General features: G+C 64.1%; 14 protein-coding genes and 1 pseudogene. 4 read left to right on the top strand and 11 right to left on the bottom strand.

The annotated features are described in order from the left end of the window. Nucleotides 1-142: 142 nt before the first annotated feature. Both BI344_RS26245 and BI344_RS21895 read left to right on the top strand, forming a co-directional pair. Nucleotides 143-322, top strand: a pseudogene (locus BI344_RS26245) (hypothetical protein); the annotation flags it as partial. 85 nt (nucleotides 323-407) lie between these two features. Beyond that, a complete protein-coding gene (locus tag BI344_RS21895) occupies nucleotides 408-1,301 on the top strand; it encodes an MFS transporter (protein WP_241499448.1) in 894 nt (297 codons plus the stop codon). Here the strand turns inward: BI344_RS21895 and BI344_RS21890 are convergent. Then, nucleotides 1,277-2,035 carry a YdcF family protein gene (locus tag BI344_RS21890; protein WP_071114908.1) on the bottom strand — a complete coding sequence of 253 codons (759 nt, stop codon included), beginning with the start codon at nucleotides 2,033-2,035 and terminating at the stop codon, nucleotides 1,277-1,279. The two genes, BI344_RS21895 and BI344_RS21890, sit on opposite strands and share 25 nt — an antisense overlap. 61 nt (nucleotides 2,036-2,096) lie before the next feature. Then, a complete protein-coding gene (locus BI344_RS21885; RefSeq protein ID WP_158021101.1) occupies nucleotides 2,097-2,882 on the bottom strand; it encodes a substrate-binding periplasmic protein in 786 nt (261 codons plus the stop codon). Between the two features lie 454 nt (nucleotides 2,883-3,336). Here BI344_RS21885 and BI344_RS21880 point away from each other — a divergent pair, with 454 nt between their 5' ends. After that, a complete protein-coding gene (locus tag BI344_RS21880) occupies nucleotides 3,337-4,050 on the top strand; it encodes a substrate-binding periplasmic protein (RefSeq protein ID WP_158021100.1) in 714 nt (237 codons plus the stop codon). Nucleotides 4,051-4,163: 113 nt separating this feature from the next. Here BI344_RS21880 and BI344_RS21875 read toward each other — a convergent pair whose 3' ends face one another. The 9 genes from BI344_RS21875 to BI344_RS21835 all read right to left on the bottom strand — a co-directional run bounded on the left by BI344_RS21875 (nucleotide 4,164) and on the right by BI344_RS21835 (nucleotide 14,561). Beyond that, nucleotides 4,164-4,874 carry an ABC transporter ATP-binding protein gene (locus BI344_RS21875; protein WP_071114906.1) on the bottom strand — a complete coding sequence of 237 codons (711 nt, stop codon included), beginning with the start codon at nucleotides 4,872-4,874 and terminating at the stop codon, nucleotides 4,164-4,166. Next, complete coding sequence (locus BI344_RS21870) at nucleotides 4,871-5,641, bottom strand: ABC transporter ATP-binding protein (RefSeq protein ID WP_071114909.1); 771 nt, start codon at nucleotides 5,639-5,641, stop codon at nucleotides 4,871-4,873. The genes BI344_RS21875 and BI344_RS21870 overlap by 4 nt, the downstream gene beginning before the upstream one ends. Nucleotides 5,642-5,643: 2 nt before the next feature. Next, entirely contained in the window at nucleotides 5,644-6,726 is a 1,083-nt protein-coding gene (locus BI344_RS21865; RefSeq protein WP_193431020.1) for an ABC transporter permease subunit, read from the bottom strand. 17 nt (nucleotides 6,727-6,743) lie between these two features. Further along, the gene (locus tag BI344_RS21860) at nucleotides 6,744-7,673 is read right to left on the bottom strand and encodes a branched-chain amino acid ABC transporter permease (RefSeq protein ID WP_071114904.1); all 930 of its coding nucleotides are present in this window, start codon (nucleotides 7,671-7,673) and stop codon (nucleotides 6,744-6,746) included. Nucleotides 7,674-8,331: 658 nt separating this feature from the next. Beyond that, on the bottom strand, nucleotides 8,332-9,678 hold the full coding sequence (gene astB, locus BI344_RS21855) for an N-succinylarginine dihydrolase (RefSeq protein WP_071114903.1): 1,347 nt from the start codon (nucleotides 9,676-9,678) through the stop codon (nucleotides 8,332-8,334). Continuing rightward, nucleotides 9,675-11,135 (bottom strand): succinylglutamate-semialdehyde dehydrogenase, encoded by a 1,461-nt coding sequence (gene astD / locus BI344_RS21850; protein ID WP_071114902.1) that lies wholly within the window; start codon nucleotides 11,133-11,135, stop codon nucleotides 9,675-9,677. The genes astB and astD overlap by 4 nt, the downstream gene beginning before the upstream one ends. Next, nucleotides 11,132-12,178 (bottom strand): arginine N-succinyltransferase, encoded by a 1,047-nt coding sequence (gene astA / locus BI344_RS21845; RefSeq protein ID WP_071114901.1) that lies wholly within the window; start codon nucleotides 12,176-12,178, stop codon nucleotides 11,132-11,134. Before astA ends, astD begins: the two co-directional genes overlap by 4 nt. Then, nucleotides 12,175-13,209: an arginine/ornithine succinyltransferase subunit alpha gene (aruF, locus tag BI344_RS21840; protein WP_071114900.1), complete on the bottom strand. Its 1,035-nt coding sequence runs from the start codon at nucleotides 13,207-13,209 to the stop codon at nucleotides 12,175-12,177. The genes astA and aruF overlap by 4 nt, the downstream gene beginning before the upstream one ends. 137 nt (nucleotides 13,210-13,346) lie before the next feature. Further along, a complete protein-coding gene (locus BI344_RS21835) occupies nucleotides 13,347-14,561 on the bottom strand; it encodes an aspartate aminotransferase family protein (RefSeq protein WP_071114899.1) in 1,215 nt (404 codons plus the stop codon). A 211-nt stretch (nucleotides 14,562-14,772) separates the two neighbouring features. Between BI344_RS21835 and BI344_RS24205 the strand changes: the two genes are divergently transcribed. Next, entirely contained in the window at nucleotides 14,773-15,033 is a 261-nt protein-coding gene (locus BI344_RS24205) for a hypothetical protein (protein ID WP_139167113.1), read from the top strand. The last annotated feature ends 225 nt before the right edge of the window (nucleotides 15,034-15,258 follow it).

The following is a 15,258-nucleotide window of genomic DNA, read 5'->3' as shown; positions in this document are numbered from 1 at the left end:
TTCCAGACTGTCGGCGTTGAATTCATGCTCCGCGCGGATGTGGGCCATTTGTCCGATTTTTGCTATTTAAAGTTTCTTACATTGTAATCAGACAAATTCCTCCTCTCTAGACTGTCGATCAGCTATCGAAGAGGAAAATCTTATGAACAAGCCATCCACGCCATTGTGGCTGCTGATCGCCCTGATGATGTTTCCCCAGCTGGTGGAAACCATCTACAGCCCGGCGCTGCCGGGCATCGCCAGCCATTTCTCGGTAAGCGAGGCGCGCGCCGCGCAGACCTTGTCGATCTACTTCCTGGCGTTTGCCGGCGGCGTGGTGTTGTGGGGACGGCTGAGCGACATCCTGGGCCGCCGCCCGGCGATGCTGCTGGGCCTGTTTGTGCTACGGCGCCGGCGCCGCGCTGGCCATGTGCGCCGCCGATTTCGAACAGCTGCTGCTGGGCGCGGGTCGTTTCGCGCTGGGCGCGGCAGTAGGCTCGGTCATCACCCAGACCATGCTGCGCGACAGCTACAAGCAGCAAGCCTTGGCGCGGGTGTTTGCGCTGATGGGAGCGGCGCTGGCGCTCAGCCCGGTGCTCGGCCTCTTCAGCGGCGGCCTGCTGGCCGAGCGCTACGGCCACCAGGGCGTATTCTGCGCGCTGCTGATGCTGGCGCTGCTGCTGTGGGGACTATGCTGGCGCAAGCTGGGCGAAACCCGCCCGGCGCAAACCGATAACAGCCCGCTGCTGCCGCTGGCGGGGCAAATGCTGCGCGATGCGAGCCTGTGGCGCAACGCCGGCTTGGTGGCGCTGTTCAACACCATGCTGTTCAGCTACTACAGTCTGGCGCCCTTCCTGTTTGCCCAATTGGGCTGGAACGCGCGGCAGTTCGGCTGGTCCGGCGCGACGTTGGCGCTGGCCACGCTGCTGGGCAGCCTGCTCAACCGGCGTTTGCTGCAACAGGGCTGGCAGCCGCAACGGCTGATCAGGATGGCCTGCCGGCTGGCGCTCTTGTCCGGCTGCGCGGTCTGGGCGATAGGCGGGTCGGCGTGGCTATTGCTGCCGATGATGGGCGTGGTGGTCGCCTTCGGCATCGCCATTCCCAATGTGCTGAGCCAGGCGCTGCAAAACTACCGCGCGGCGGCCGGCAGCGCCGGCGCGCTGTTCGGCCTGGGTTATTACCTGCTGCTGAGCCTGGGCCTGGCGCTGGCCGGTCTGGCGCAGCAACTTGGGATGGTGCTGGCGCTTGCCGCCGCGCTGGCCATGCTGTGCCAATGGCGGCAAAGCCGCCCGGCAGCTCAACCCGCCGGCCGGATGCGGTAGAACAGCCGGCTCAGCCGTTCGCTCAGCAGGGTGCGGCACTCTGCCATGGCGCCGCTGGCGGGGATGTAAAGAAATACCCCCTCGCCATCATAGCGGATCAGGCTGGTGGGGGCCGGCAGCACCTGCAGGCCCTGCTGCTCGAAGAAAGGCACCGCGCGCGCCAGATGCCAGCCTTGACTGACCAGGGCGATGCGCCGCACGCCCGCCGCCTTCAGCATCTGGGCAGAAAATTGCGCGTTCTCCAGCGTGGTGTTGGAGCGGCTTTCCACCCAGCGCGGCCGGATGCCGTAATCGTCACGCATGGCGCTCGCCATCACCGCGCCCTCCGACTCCCCGCCCACCGGAGAACCTCCCGTCACCAGCACCGGCTTGCCGCTATTGCGCGCCAGATACGCGCCATAGCGCAAGCGGACCAGCGTGTCGCTTCCCGGAGCATTGCCGCCATACTCCGCCGCCGGCCTTTTGCCGCCGGCCAGCACCACGATGGCGTCCACCGCCTGCAAGTCGGCGGTGCGGATCACTGGATAGCGCTCCAGATCCCGCGCCAGCCAGATGGCGGTCTGCGGAATGGAAAGCAGGTAAGTCAGCACCACGCCGAACGCCAGCAGCAGCCGGCCCATCCTCTGCCAGCGCCGCACCAGCACCGCGCCCAGCACGATGGGCAGTAGGTTCAACAGCGGCGGCAGCAACAGCGCGCCCAGCAGGCGGTGCCACAAAACAGTGAGGCTGAACATGTTTCTCCCTTGTCGAATGGAATGGCGTCCCGCTCGGCGCAACGGCAGCGACGGCGAACCCTTACTTCACTTTTTCGTCCGGGTTGGCGGTCATGCCCGGCATAGGTTCGCCGGGCAGCCAGCGGCGGTAGATCGCGGCGAAGCTGCCATCCCGTTTCATATCGTCCAACGCGTGCTGCCAGGCCTTGACCACGGCATCCGACGTCTTGAGCGAAAACGCGATATAGCCCGAGGTGTAGACGAAGGTGTAAGCCTTGTGCACATCGGAGGGCTGATAGCCCAGCTGCCTCAATTGCGTCGGCATGGTGGTGTTCTCGCTGGCGATGACCTCGGCCCGCCCGTGCATCAGCATCGACACCATTTGGTTGGGAGTGGCGATGGCGCTGAGATTTGAAAATCCCTGCGCCGACAACATCAGCTGCAGATACCAGTCGCGCACCACCAGAATCTGGCTGAGTTTTCTGGCATCGTCCAGCGAAACCAGCTTGAGTTTGCTGTCGCTGCGGACGAAGAAGCTGCCCAGGGTCGTGGTGACCGGTCCCACCCATTTGAACAGATGCTCGCGCTCGCCTATCCGGTTGGTATTGAACAGCGCGGTGTTTTCCTGAATTTGCGCCAGCCGGTAGCCGCGAGCCCAGGGCATCACGGAGATGGGATCGCGGCTGCCGACGCGGCGCTGGATTTCCTGCACCACCTCGACCACCAGCCCGGATGGCTTGCCGTTCTGGCTGAAGGTAAGCGGCGGGTCATCCTCGGTCAGGATATCCAGCGCCGGCAAGCGCGCCGCCTCGGCCGGTAGCATCCATACGGCGAACAGCGCGGCGAACAGCAGGATCAAGCGACTCATGGCGATCTGCGCTGTAGGAGGGTATGTCTTGAATTTAGCGAAGGAAGCATCTTTACTCAATCGGCAACGCATGCGGCTGCCCTTTCGTCAAACGCTTGCCAAACGTCCACGCCGGCCGGAAAGCATCAGCATTTCATCGTATGCGCGGCCGCCACACCCTGCACGGCGGGTCCGCGGCGTCCGGCGAAGCGCCTGGCGGCGCCATGCAGCCGACCAGCTGCGAACAAAATCGGAAGCGTGTCCGCACGGCCCGCCATTTGCAAGCACCGCAACCCAGCACTTGCCGCCAGTGGCGGAAATTCGCGGGCGATGCGGTGCGCGCCGCCCAGAACAAGACCAGCCGGCCCTGTGCGCGCAGCGGAGGTTTGTCGTTATACTCGAATGACGGCAGACGGCGGCCGCCCGCGCGGCGGCGACCATGGGAGAAGCAATGGCCAGCTGGAAATACGCGCTCATGCTTGTGGTTTCGCTGTCCTTCTGCGCCGGCGCGGCGCGCGCCGGCGCCATCGTGCTGGGCGCCACCGAATACCCGCCCTATATGTCTCCCCGCCTGCCCGGCGGCGGCCTGGCCGTCGCCATCGTCAGCGAGGCTTTCCAGCGCGCCGGCTTGCAAACGAAAATCGTCTACCTGCCATGGTCGCGCGCCATGAGCGAGGCCGGCAGCGGACAGCTGGACGGCATCATCGGCCTGTGGGAAACCGCTGAGCGCAAACAGCGCTTCCTGTTTTCCAAGCCTTTCCTCGACAACCATATCGGCCTCTTCAAACGCAGCGGCGACGCCATCCGCTACCAGCGCCTGAGCGACCTCAAGCCCTATACCATAGGCACGGTGCGCGGCTACGCCAATCCGGAGGCATTTGAACAGGCGCGGCTGAAAACCGACGAAACCTTGAGCGACGCCAGCAACCTCGCCAAGCTGGCCGCCCGCCACATCGACCTGGCGCTGATAGACCACGGCGTCGCCAACTACCTGCTGCGCGGCAACTTGGCCGCGCTGGCCGAAAAATTGGAATGGCTGCCGCCAGCGGTCGTCACCTATCCGATGCGCCTGGGCATCGCCCGGAACCAGGCGGAGGGAGAAAAGCGCATCCAGGCCTTCAACCGCGGCCTGGATGCGATGCAACGCGACGGCACGCTGGAAAAGATGCTGAAGCCGCTGGGGATCTAAGCTCGCATCCGACCGCACGCGGTTCGGATGCGCCGCCTCTCCTTGCCATCCAGCCAAGAAAAATCCCCCGTCGGCCAGAGCCGACGGGGGATTGCATGGCAACACAGCACGCCTTACTCGCCCAGATAGGCGTTGCGCACCCTCTCGTCGTTGAGCAGTTCCTTGGCGTCGCCGCTCATGGTGATGCGGCCGCTTTCCATCACGTAGCCGCGCTGCGACACCTCCAGCGCCAGCTTGGCGTTCTGCTCCACCAAGAGCATGGTCACGCCCTGCTTGGCCACCATCTGGATGATCTCGAAGATCTTCTCGACGATGATGGGCGCAAGACCCATCGAAGGCTCGTCCAGCAGCAAGAGCTTGGGCTTGGACAGCATCGCCCGCCCCATCGCCACCATCTGCTGCTCGCCGCCGGACAAGGTGCCGGCCAGTTGCAGCCGGCGCTCCTTCAGGCGCGGGAACAGCTCATAGACGTGCTCGATCTCGCTCTGGATGGCCACCTTGTCGTCGCGGTAGTAGGCGCCCATCTGCAAGTTTTCCTCCACCGTCAGCTTGGCGAACACGCCGCGGCCTTCCGGCACCATCGCCAGGCCGTGGCGGACGAAGTCGTAGGACGGGATGGAGGCCACGTCCTTGCCGTCGTAAACGATGCTGCCACCGGACTTCTTCACCATGCCCACCAGGGTTTTCAGCGTGGTGGTCTTGCCGGCGCCGTTGGCGCCGATCAGCGTCACCAGCTCGCCCTGTTCAATGTGAAAATCTATCCCTTTTACCGCCTGAATGCCGCCGTAGGCCACTTGCAGGTTTTTGACTTCCAGAATGCTCATGCGTGGGCCGCTCCCAGATAGGCTTCGATCACTTTGGGGTTTTTGCGTACTTCCTCCGGCACGCCTTCGGCAATCTTCTTGCCATAGTCCAGCACCGCGATGCGGTCGCACAACCCCATCATCAGCTTGACGTCGTGCTCGATAAGCAGCACCGTGACGCCGCCGTCGCGGATCTTGCTCATCAGTTGCTTGAGCTCTTCGGTTTCGCGCGGGTTCATGCCGGCCGCCGGTTCGTCCAGTGCCAGCAGCTTGGGTTCGGTGGCCAGCGCGCGGGCGATCTCCAGCCGGCGCTGGTGGCCGTAGGACAGGTTGCGGGCGCGTTCGTGGGCCACGTCGGCGATGCCGACGTACTCCAGCAGCTCCCAGGCCTTGGCCTCGATCGAACGCTCCTCGGCCATGGTGCCCGGGTCGCGCAGCACCGCGCCCAGCGCGCCCGCCTTGGAGCGGATATGGCGGCCTACCATCACGTTTTCCAACGCGGTCATCTCGGCGAACAGCCGGATGTTCTGGAAGGTGCGGGCGATACCCGCCGCCACCACCACGTGCGGCTTCTGCTGGAACAGATTGTGGCCGGCGAACTCGAATCTGCCTTCGTCCGGCACATAGAGGCCGGTCAACACGTTGAACAGTGTGGTCTTGCCAGCGCCGTTCGGCCCGATCAGACCGTAGATCTCGCCCTTGTTGATGGTCAACCCGACGTCGCTCAACGCGTGCAGGCCGCCAAAGCGTTTGTGTATGCCTTCGATTTTCAGCAAAACATCAGCCATCATTAACCTTTCTGCGCAGCCGCTTCATCTTTGACGTGCTGGAACTCAGCCTTGCGGCGCTTGGACGGCCACATCCCTTCCGGGCGGACCAGCATCATCACCACCATGGCCAAGCCGAACAGCAGCATGCGGGCGTTTTCCGGATCGATCAGCATCCGGCCGAAGGTTTTCATCTGCAGCGGGCCGATCACGTCGCGCAGGATTTCCGGGGCGATGGTCAACACCACCGCGCCGAGGATCACGCCCGGAATGTGGCCCATTCCGCCCAGCACGATCATCGCCAGGATCATGATGGACTCCAGCAGGCTGAACGATTCCGGCGACACGAAGCCCTGGAAGGAGGCGAACAGGCCGCCGGCCACGCCGCCGGACAAGGCGCCCAGGCCGAAGGCCAACAGCTTGATGTTGCGGATGTTGATGCCCATCGCCGCGGCGGCGATGTCGTCCTCGCGCAGCGCCACCCAGGCGCGGCCGATGCGGGAATGCTGCAGCCGCCAGACCATGATCACCACCGCGATGGTCAGCGCCAGGAACAAGTAGTAGTACAGGTAGACGCTGTGGAAGCTGACGCCGAACAGCTCTATGGTCTGGCCCAGGCTGACGCCGCCGACATGGATCGGATCGATCAGGTTGACGCCTTGCGGGCCGTTGGTGATGTTGACCGGCGAGTTCAGGTTGTTCATGAAGATGCGCACGATCTCGCCGAAGCCCAGCGTCACGATGGCCAGATAGTCGCCCTTCAGCCTCAGCACCGGCGTGCCCAGCAGCACCCCGCCCAGCGAGGCGAAGGCCGCCCCCAGCGGAATGGTCAGGAAGAACAGCCAGTGGATGTCGAAATGCGGCGAGCTGAGCAGCGCGTAGGTGTAGGCGCCGATCGCGTAGAAGGCGATGAAGCCCAGGTCGAGCAGGCCGGCGAAGCCCACCACGATGTTCAGCCCCAGCGCCAGCATCACGTACAGCAGGGCGAAGTCGACGATGCGCACCCAGGAGTTGCCCAGCGCGCCGCCGACGACAAAGGGCAGCACCAGCAGCGCGACGGCGCTGAGGGCGAACAGGCCCATTTTCTTGTTGGTATCCAGATTCATGATGTCTCTCCCTCGCATCAGGCGCGGTCGGCCATTTTTTCGCCCAGCAGGCCGGACGGACGGAAGATCAACACCGCGATCAGCACCATGAAGGCGATGATGTCCTGGTAGTTGGAGCCGAGAAAACCGCCGGTCAGCGTGCCGATGTAGCCGGCGCCCAGGCTTTCGATGATGCCAAGCAGGATGCCGCCAGCCACCGCGCCGCCCAGATTGCCGATACCGCCCAGCACCGCGGCGGTGAAGGCTTTCAGGCCGATCATGAAGCCCATGTAGTAATGGGCCTGTTCATAGTTGGTGGCGACCATCACCCCCGCGATCGCGCCCAGCGCGGAGCCGATGACGAAGGTGGCGGAGATGATGGTGTTGACGTTGACCCCCATCAGGCCGGCCACCGCCGGGTTCTGGCTGGTGGCGCGCATCGCGCGGCCCAGCTTGGTCTTTTCCACCATCAACAGCAGGCCGGCCATGATGGCCAGGCACATCACCACGATCAGGATCTGCAGCTTGGTGATGCTGGCGCCGAAGATGTTGACCACGTCGTGATCGAGGATTTGCGGGAAGGGGATGTAGTTGCGGCCCCAGATCAGGATGGCGACCTGTTGCAGCACGATCGACACGCCGATGGCGGTGATCAGCGGCGCCAGGCGCTGCTTGCCGCGCAGCGGCCGGTAGGCGATGCGCTCGATGGCGAAGCCAAGCAGCATGCAGGCCGGAATGGCCACCAACAGGCCGATCAGCACCAGCGCCGGTCCCGGCAGATTGACGCCCATGCCCATCAGCGTGGTGATGACGGTAATGGTCACCATGGCGCCGAACATCACCACTTCGCCGTGGGCGAAGTTGATCAGTCCCATGATGCCGTACACCATGGTGTAGCCCAGCGCGATCAGCGCATAAATGCTACCCAGAACGAGGCCGTTCAGGATTTGCTGCAGAAATATGTCCACGTTTGGAGATCTCCTCTGATTGTCGACGGCAGCTTGCGGGATGATTCCTCTTATTGACTGCTGCCTGTTGTACTACCCGCGGCGGACCTATTTATTGGCTTCTGTCCGACAGGCGAACCGATTATCACCATGTATCCAATCGACTGTCAATTGCGGAGACCCGCCAAAAAAACGGCTGCGAAAAGCATTTAATTAATCCATATCCTATTGATTATTATATATTTTCACCAAACATCTTCAGGTGGAATTTTTTCTGCCGGCGGACTTGGCAAAACTCTTTCCCTTTCCGGGCCGGTTTTACATTTCGGTCACAATTCCCATTCTTTTTATTCACATTCGAACAAGAGCCAACTATCCGCTATATGCATTGCGAACAATCACCCATGAGCATCGTTCACTTGCATACAATCTACAATACCACTTGCTATCCATCCTAGCGCTGCCCTGCCGTCGCAAAAAAATTTACCCGCACAGAGTGTTGCCAGTTGTGACGTCAAGCCCACACCGGATGCCGATATGCAACAACCATGCCAATCCTCACCATAGCCCGCATCTGGAATGGCACCGGCGCAATTTGTTAAGAGCCGCTAAGGTCTCCCGAACGAAAAACAGCCCGCCGCGCGCAAGGCGTGGCGGGCTGTGCCCGGACCCGGGCAAATCAGCCCAGCTGGAAGGGATAGACGCTGCCCAGGCCCAGGATGCGGGTGAGTTCGTCCAATGCCGCGCGGCACTCCTGCAGCAGCTGCGGGTCGGCGAGGTCGGCCGGAGCCAGATGGTCGCGGTAATGGCGCTCCACCCAATCGTTGAGCGTGGCGAACAAGGCTTCGCTCATCAGCACCCTGGGGTTCACCGCCGCCAGTTCACCCTCGTTCAAGGCCACCCGCAGACGCAGGCAGGCGGGGCCGCCGCCGTTCTGCATGCTTTGCTTGAGGTCAAACACCTTCACCTCGTCTATCGGACCGCCGCTGGCGGCCAGCTTCTGCAGATAGCCCCACACCCGCTCGATGTTGCGGCATTCCTCCGGCACCACGATCAGCATCTTGCCGCCGGGCTTGGACAACAGCTGGCTGTTGAACAGATAGCTCTTCACCGCCTCCTCCACCGTCACTTCGGCGCGCGGCACCTCGATGGCGGCGAAGCAGCCGCCGCGCGCGGCCAGCTTGCGCGACAACTCCTCCAGCACGTCGGCCTGGTTGAGGAAGGCCTGCTGGTGGTGAAACAGCACCTCGCGGTTGCCCACCGAGATCACGTCGTTGTGGAACACGCCGGCGTCTATGATGTCCGGGTCTTGCTGGGCGAACACCACGCCGTCCGCGGCCAGGCCGTGCAACCGCGCCACCGCCTGGCTGGCCTCCAGCGTCTGCCGCGCCGGAAAGCGCGCAGGTTTCTGATAGCGGCCGTCGAAGGCCGCCGCGCCGAACACGAAGAACTCCACCCCGGCCTGGCCGTAGTCGGCGCAGAAACGGGTGTGGTTGGCCGCGCCCTCGTCGCCGAAATGCATCTGCGCCGGCAGCGCCTCGTGCACCGCGAAGCGGGTCTCGTCGGCGAACATCGCCGCCAGCACGCGCCGGGTGGTCGGATGCTCGATCGAACGATGGAACTTGTTGTTGAGGTTGGCCGGCGTGAAATGCACGCGGCCATCGGCGGTGTCGGCCGACGGGCTGACCGTCGCCGCATTGGCGGTCCACATGCTGGAGGCCGAGGTGGCAGCCGCCAGCATGGTCGGCGCCTCCTTAGCGGCGCGGGCGATCACCTCGGCGTCGGTTCCGGCAAAACCCAGGCGGCGCAAGGCCGCCACGTCCGGCCGCTCCTGCGGCGCCAGCACGCCCTGCTTGAAGCCCAGGTCGTGCAGCGCCTTCATCTTGGCCAGTCCCTGCTGCGCGGCCAGCTTGGGATTGGACGCCGCGCTGCTGTTGCTGGTGGAGGCGACGTTGCCGAAGGACAGACCGCTGTAGTTGTGCGTCGGCCCCACCAGGCCGTCGAAATTGACTTCATAGGCGTTCATAGCGTGATCCCTGGCGACAGTTGCGCCGGCACCGCCAGCTGCTCGCACTCCAGCGAAGCCACCGGGTAGGCGCAGTAATCCGCCGCGTAGTAGGCGCTGGGCCGGTGGTTGCCGGAGGCGCCGATGCCGCCGAACGGCGCGGCGCTGGAGGCGCCGGTGAGAGGCTTGTTCCAGTTGACCACGCCGGCGCGGGACGCCAGCCAGTAACGGTCGTACAACTCGCGGCTGTCGGACAATACGCCGCCGGCCAGACCGAAGCGGGTATCGTTGGCGATGGCGATGGCTTCGTCGAAGTCGGCGTAGCGGATCAGTTGCAGCAGCGGGCCGAAAAACTCCTCGTCCGGACGCGCGACGGCAGTGGTGTCGATGATGCCCGGCGTCAGCATCGCCGCGCCCTCCTCCAGCCTGCGCATCTGCAGCAGCGCCTTGCCGCCGGCGGCGATCAACGCCGCCTGCGCCTTGAGCAGCGCGTCGGCGGCGGCGTTGGAGATCACCGCGCCCAAGAAGGGGGCAGGCTCGGCGTCGAACTTGCCCACCCGCAGCCTGGCCGTCACCTCCACCAGGCGGGCGACGAAGGCATCGCCCCACTCGCCCTGCGGCACCAGCAGGCGGCGCGCGCAGGTGCAACGCTGGCCGGCGGAGACGAAGGCGGACTGGATCACATGATGCACCGCGGCGTCCATGTCGGCCACCGAGCCGACTATCAGCGGGTTGTTGCCGCCCATCTCCAGCGCCAGGATCTTGTCCGGACGGCCGGCGAAATTCTGGTGCAGGATGGCGCCGGTGGCCGAGCTGCCGGTGAAGAACAGGCCGTCTATGCCGTCATGGCCCGCCAATGCCACACCGGTAGCGCGAGCCCCCTGCAACAGGCCGATCACGCCGGCCGGCAAGCCGGCCTCGGCCCACAGCTTGACGGTTTCCTCGGCAGTCCACGGTGTCAGTTCCGACGGTTTGAAAATCACTGCGTTGCCGGCCAACAGCGCCGGCACGATGTGGCCGTTGGGCAGGTGGCCGGGGAAGTTGTACGGGCCGAACACCGCCACCACGCCGTGCGGCTTGTGGCGCAACACCGCCTGGGCGTCGCCCATCGCCGCGCCGCGCTCGCCGGTGCGCTCCTGCAGCGCCTTCAGCGAGATATCTATCTTGCCGGCCATGGTGGCCACTTCGGTAGTGGCCTCCCACAGCGGCTTGCCGGTTTCCCGGGCGATCACCGCCGCCAGTTCGGCCTTGCGCTTAGCCAGCAATTCGCCGAAGCGGCGCACCACCGTGACGCGCGCGTCGAGGCCCATTCGGGCCCAGGCCGGGAAGGCGGCGCGGGCGGCGCGCACTGCGGCGTCCACCTGCGCCGCGTCGGCGGCGCGGCCCTGCCACAAGGCCTGGTTGTCGGCCGGATTGGTCTTGAGCATGGCCTCGGCCGCGCCGGCTTGCCATTCGCCATTGATCAACAAGCTTTTCATTGCACAATCTCCTTGGGCGTCAGCGTCACACAGCGGACATGGCCGCCGTCCCGCACATCCAGCGCCTGCGCCAAAGCGGGCGTCAGGCAGAACTCGCCTTGCGGCCGCACCGACTCCACCAGCACGGCGCGGAAGCCGGCCAGCGCATCGTTGCACACCAGATACCACTCCTTGTCGCCGTCCGGCAGCGGATCGCACACTCTGGCCGGCAGACGCTGGCTTTCCTTCGCCGCGCGGATATCGCTGACATAGGCCTGAACCGTGGGGCCGGCGTCGAAAATATCGACATAGCCTTCGTAACGGAAACCTTCCGACTCCAGCATCGCCAGCGCCGGGCGGGTCGCCTCGTGGGTCTGGCCTATCACTGTCTGCGCCTCCGGCGACAGAAAGTCGACATACACCGGATGCTTAGGCATCAGCTCGGCGACGAAGGCTTTCTGGCCAATGCCGGTCAGGTAGTCGGCCTTGGCGAAATCGATGGAGAAGAAATGGCGGCCCAGCGCCTCCCAGAACGGCGACTCCCCCCGTTCGTCCGACACGCCGCGCATCTCCGCCACCACCATCTTGCCGAACAACTGCGGAAACTGCGCCAGGAACAGGAAGCGGCTCTTGGACAACAGGCCGCCGTTGCGCTTGATGCGGTAGTCTGGATGCAGATACAGCGTGCACAGTTCGGAATAGCCGGTATGGTCGTTGGACAGGAACAGGGTTTCGTGGCGGGAATACACGCCCAATTCTTCCGACGCGTGCACGATGGTGCCGACGCGGTAGTTGTACCAGGGCTCCTTCAGGCCGACGGCGGCCTCGATGGCGCAGATGCCGGCCACCTTGCCACTGTCCGCGTCTTCCAGCACGAAGACATAGCCGTGGTCGGCGCGGTCCAACTCGCCGGAAAACGACAGCGTCGAGCGCGCGATGCGCAGCGACAAGCGCTCCTCGTTCACCGGCAGCGAGGTCAGGCCCACTCCGCCGCTGCTGGCGCTGCGCGCCAGATCCATCAGGCCGTTCAGGTCCTTGTGTTCTACGGGACGAATCAACATCATGAGCGTTTCTCCTCGCACTCTTGCAGACCCGCGACGCGCACCACATCGCCGCTGGCCACGCCCAGCGCCCTGGCGGCGTCCGGATTGATGAAGGCCACGCCGTCCACCACCGCCACCCGCGCCGCCGTGGCGGCGAAGGCCGACAGGCGCTGGTTGCTCAGCAGTTGCAGCGTCGCCTGCGCCGGCAGGCTGGCCTGGATCTCCACCGGGTAGCAATGGCTCAGCTCCACGGTTTTCAACCGGTCCAGCTCGGCGGTCAGCACCGCGCCGCCGTCGAAGATGTCCAGATAGTTGTCGGCCTCGAAGCCTTCCTTGCACAACAACTGGCACACCCGCTCGAAATCCGGATGGATCTGGCCTATCGCCTGCTGCGCCTCGTCCGGCAGCAGCGGCACGTAAATGGGATAGCTGGGCATCAGCTCGGCGATGAAGGTCTTGCTGTGGCTGACAAAGGCCTGCTCCACCTGCAGGAAATCCATATTGAAGAAGCGGCGGCCGATGGCGTTCCAGAACGGCGACTGGCCGGCGTCATCGTGAATGCCCTGCATCTCGGCGATGATGCGGCGGCCGAAGCGCCCGCGCTCGCCGGCAATGAACAGCAGCCGGGCGCGCGACATCAGTTCGGCGGCCAACTGGTCCAGCCCGCCCTCCACGTAGAAGCCGCAAAGCTGCACGGTGCCGGTCAGATCGTGGCAAATGTTCAGCACATGGATGCGGTTGTTGACCTTGAGCGCGCGCGAGGCGTGCACCGCGGTTTCGCTGCGGTAGCTGTAGAACGGCTCGTCGAAGCCGGCGGACGCGCAGATCGAGGCGGTGCCGACCACCGCGCCGCCATGCTCCAGCGCGAACATATAGTATTCGCTGCCGGCATCGCCGATGGCTTCATGCTCGAAGGCGCTGATCGACTGCTGGATGCGCTCGAACAGCTTTTCGCGGTTGCTGGGCAGGCTGGTGACGCCGATGCCGCTGGCCTGGGCCAGCCGCTCTATCGCCGGCAAGTCCGAAGTACGGACGGGACGCACGGTAAACATGAGGAATCCTCCCTCGTTGCGCAAGGGCCGGGCCCGGAAGACGGGCGCAGCCGTGGCCGCGACCCGGCAAAAGCGGGGTCGTGGCGATTGGGTCGGGATAGCGTTGGAAGCCGCATGGCAGCCATGCGGCACGGCTTTTACTTGGCGGACACCAGCTCGGCGACGGCGGCATCCAGTCGCTTCAGGCCTTCGTCGATATCGGCGTCGCTGATCACCAGCGACGGCGCCAGCCGCAGCACGCTCAGGCCGGCCACCAGGATCATCAACTGCTGCTTCTCGGCCGCCTTGAGAAATTCGCGGGCGCGGCCCTGGTAGGCGTCGGTGAGCACGCAGCCTATCAGCAGGCCCTTGCCGCGCACGGTCTGGAACACATTGTATTTGGCGTTGATGGCGCTCAGGCCGGTGACCAGGCGCTGGTGGCGCGCCTCCACGCCGGCCAGCACCTCGGGCGAACTGATGATGGACACCACTTTGTGCGCCACCGCGCAGGCCAGCGGATTGCCGCCGTAGGTGGAGCCGTGGCTGCCGATGCCGAAGCTCTTGGCCACCTTCTCGGTGGTCAGCATCGCGCCGATCGGGAAGCCGCCGCCTATGCCTTTGGCGGACGACAAGATGTCCGGGACCACGCCGTACTGCTGGTAGGCGTACAGCGCGCCGGTGCGGCCCATGCCGCTTTGCACTTCGTCGAAGATCAACAGCGCGTTGTGCGCGTCGCACAGCTCGCGCGCGGCCTTGAGGAAGGCCGGATCGGCCGGCAGCACGCCGCTCTCGCCTTGCACCGGTTCGATCACAACCGCACAGGTCTTGTCGGAGATGGCCGCCTTCAGCGATTCGATATTGTTGAATTCGAAGTGGGAGATGCCGCCCGGCACCGGACCGAAGCCCTCGGTGTACTTGGGCTGGCCGCCGACGCTGACCGTGAATAGCGTGCGGCCGTGGAAAGAGTTGACGCAGGACAGGATCTGGTTCTTGTCCGCGCCGAAGTTGTCATGAGCGTATTTGCGCGCCAGTTTGAACGCGGCCTCATTGGCCTCGCCGCCGGAGTTGCAGAAGAACACGCGCTCGGCGAAGGTCTTCTCCACCAGCAGGTTGGCCAGCTTCAGCGCCGGCTCGTTGGTGAACACGTTGGACACGTGCCACAGCTTGCCGGCCTGTTCGGTCAGCGCGGCCACCAGTTCCGGGTGGCAGTGGCCCAGCGAGTTGACGGCGATGCCGCCGGCCAGGTCGACGAATTCGCGGCCGTCCTGGTCCCACACCCGGGAGCCCAGTCCCTTGACCGGGATGAAGCCGGCCGGGCCGTAGTTGGGCACCATGACCTGGTCGAAATCAGCGCGAGATACGGTATTGCTCATTGATGGTTTTCCTTCCTTGTTCTGTCGTGCGTTTTTTTATGCTGTCGATCGATTCTAAATTAAGCCGGCTGCGCGTCACTATCCGGGATGCGACATTCGCGTACAGAAAGCATGATTTCACATTTTCAAACTGTCAGACAAAATACAATAAATTTTTCACCGCAGGCCATCAGCTTGCAAAAAATGCTCAAGGCGCGTCAACCAAACAGGAATGATTGTCGTTTATCAAACTGAAACTCGCGCCCAGGTTTTAGATGAGAACACAACGAATGTCGCATGGCAGCATAACGTAAAACCGCTCCGCGGCTCCAGTTGTGGCAGCCATGTATTCTCGTTTGATGCGAACCGCTCCGCACTATCTGCGATTGCCGTTCTGCAGACCCTGGCGCCAGTGGGAATAGAAGGTATAACAGTAATAAGAATCAGTATGATCAAGGCCGCATGGATGAGCGGCTCCATCATGGAGAAGTGACAACGTGAAACGCCCTACCCTCCCGACTGCGGCCGCCGAGCCGCGCCACCCGCGGCGAATGTCCGCACTGGCTCTGGCCGTCCTGTTGGGCTGCGGCTTGCAATCCGCCCATGCCGAAGACGCCGACAACAGCCCGAACCCGGCCGATCTGCCGGAGGCTGACCAGGCTATCAAGGCCAAGCCCGACAACCAGTGGACCGGCTGGTGGAACCGCTCCACCCTGCT

Origin of the sequence: Chromobacterium sphagni, assembly GCF_001855555.1 — a bacterium.
In the GTDB taxonomy this organism is placed as follows: domain Bacteria; phylum Pseudomonadota; class Gammaproteobacteria; order Burkholderiales; family Chromobacteriaceae; genus Chromobacterium; species Chromobacterium sphagni.
This window is presented reverse-complemented; position numbering and strand designations above follow the sequence as displayed.

Coding starts and splice junctions, on each gene's coding strand:
- astB (WP_071114903.1), bottom strand. CDS start 9,678: ATGAACGCCTATGAAGTCAATTTCGACGGCCTGGTGGGGCCGACGCAC.
- BI344_RS21870 (WP_071114909.1), bottom strand. CDS start 5,641: ATGGCTGATGTTTTGCTGAAAATCGAAGGCATACACAAACGCTTTGGC.
- BI344_RS21875 (WP_071114906.1), bottom strand. CDS start 4,874: ATGAGCATTCTGGAAGTCAAAAACCTGCAAGTGGCCTACGGCGGCATT.
- BI344_RS21895 (WP_241499448.1), top strand. CDS start 408: ATGTGCGCCGCCGATTTCGAACAGCTGCTGCTGGGCGCGGGTCGTTTC.
- BI344_RS21835 (WP_071114899.1), bottom strand. CDS start 14,561: ATGAGCAATACCGTATCTCGCGCTGATTTCGACCAGGTCATGGTGCCC.
- BI344_RS21885 (WP_158021101.1), bottom strand. CDS start 2,882: ATGAGTCGCTTGATCCTGCTGTTCGCCGCGCTGTTCGCCGTATGGATG.
- BI344_RS21890 (WP_071114908.1), bottom strand. CDS start 2,035: ATGTTCAGCCTCACTGTTTTGTGGCACCGCCTGCTGGGCGCGCTGTTG.
- astA (WP_071114901.1), bottom strand. CDS start 12,178: ATGATGTTGATTCGTCCCGTAGAACACAAGGACCTGAACGGCCTGATG.
- BI344_RS21865 (WP_193431020.1), bottom strand. CDS start 6,726: ATGAATCTGGATACCAACAAGAAAATGGGCCTGTTCGCCCTCAGCGCC.
- BI344_RS24205 (WP_139167113.1), top strand. CDS start 14,773: ATGATTGTCGTTTATCAAACTGAAACTCGCGCCCAGGTTTTAGATGAG.
- aruF (WP_071114900.1), bottom strand. CDS start 13,209: ATGTTTACCGTGCGTCCCGTCCGTACTTCGGACTTGCCGGCGATAGAG.
- BI344_RS21880 (WP_158021100.1), top strand. CDS start 3,337: ATGCTTGTGGTTTCGCTGTCCTTCTGCGCCGGCGCGGCGCGCGCCGGC.
- astD (WP_071114902.1), bottom strand. CDS start 11,135: ATGAAAAGCTTGTTGATCAATGGCGAATGGCAAGCCGGCGCGGCCGAG.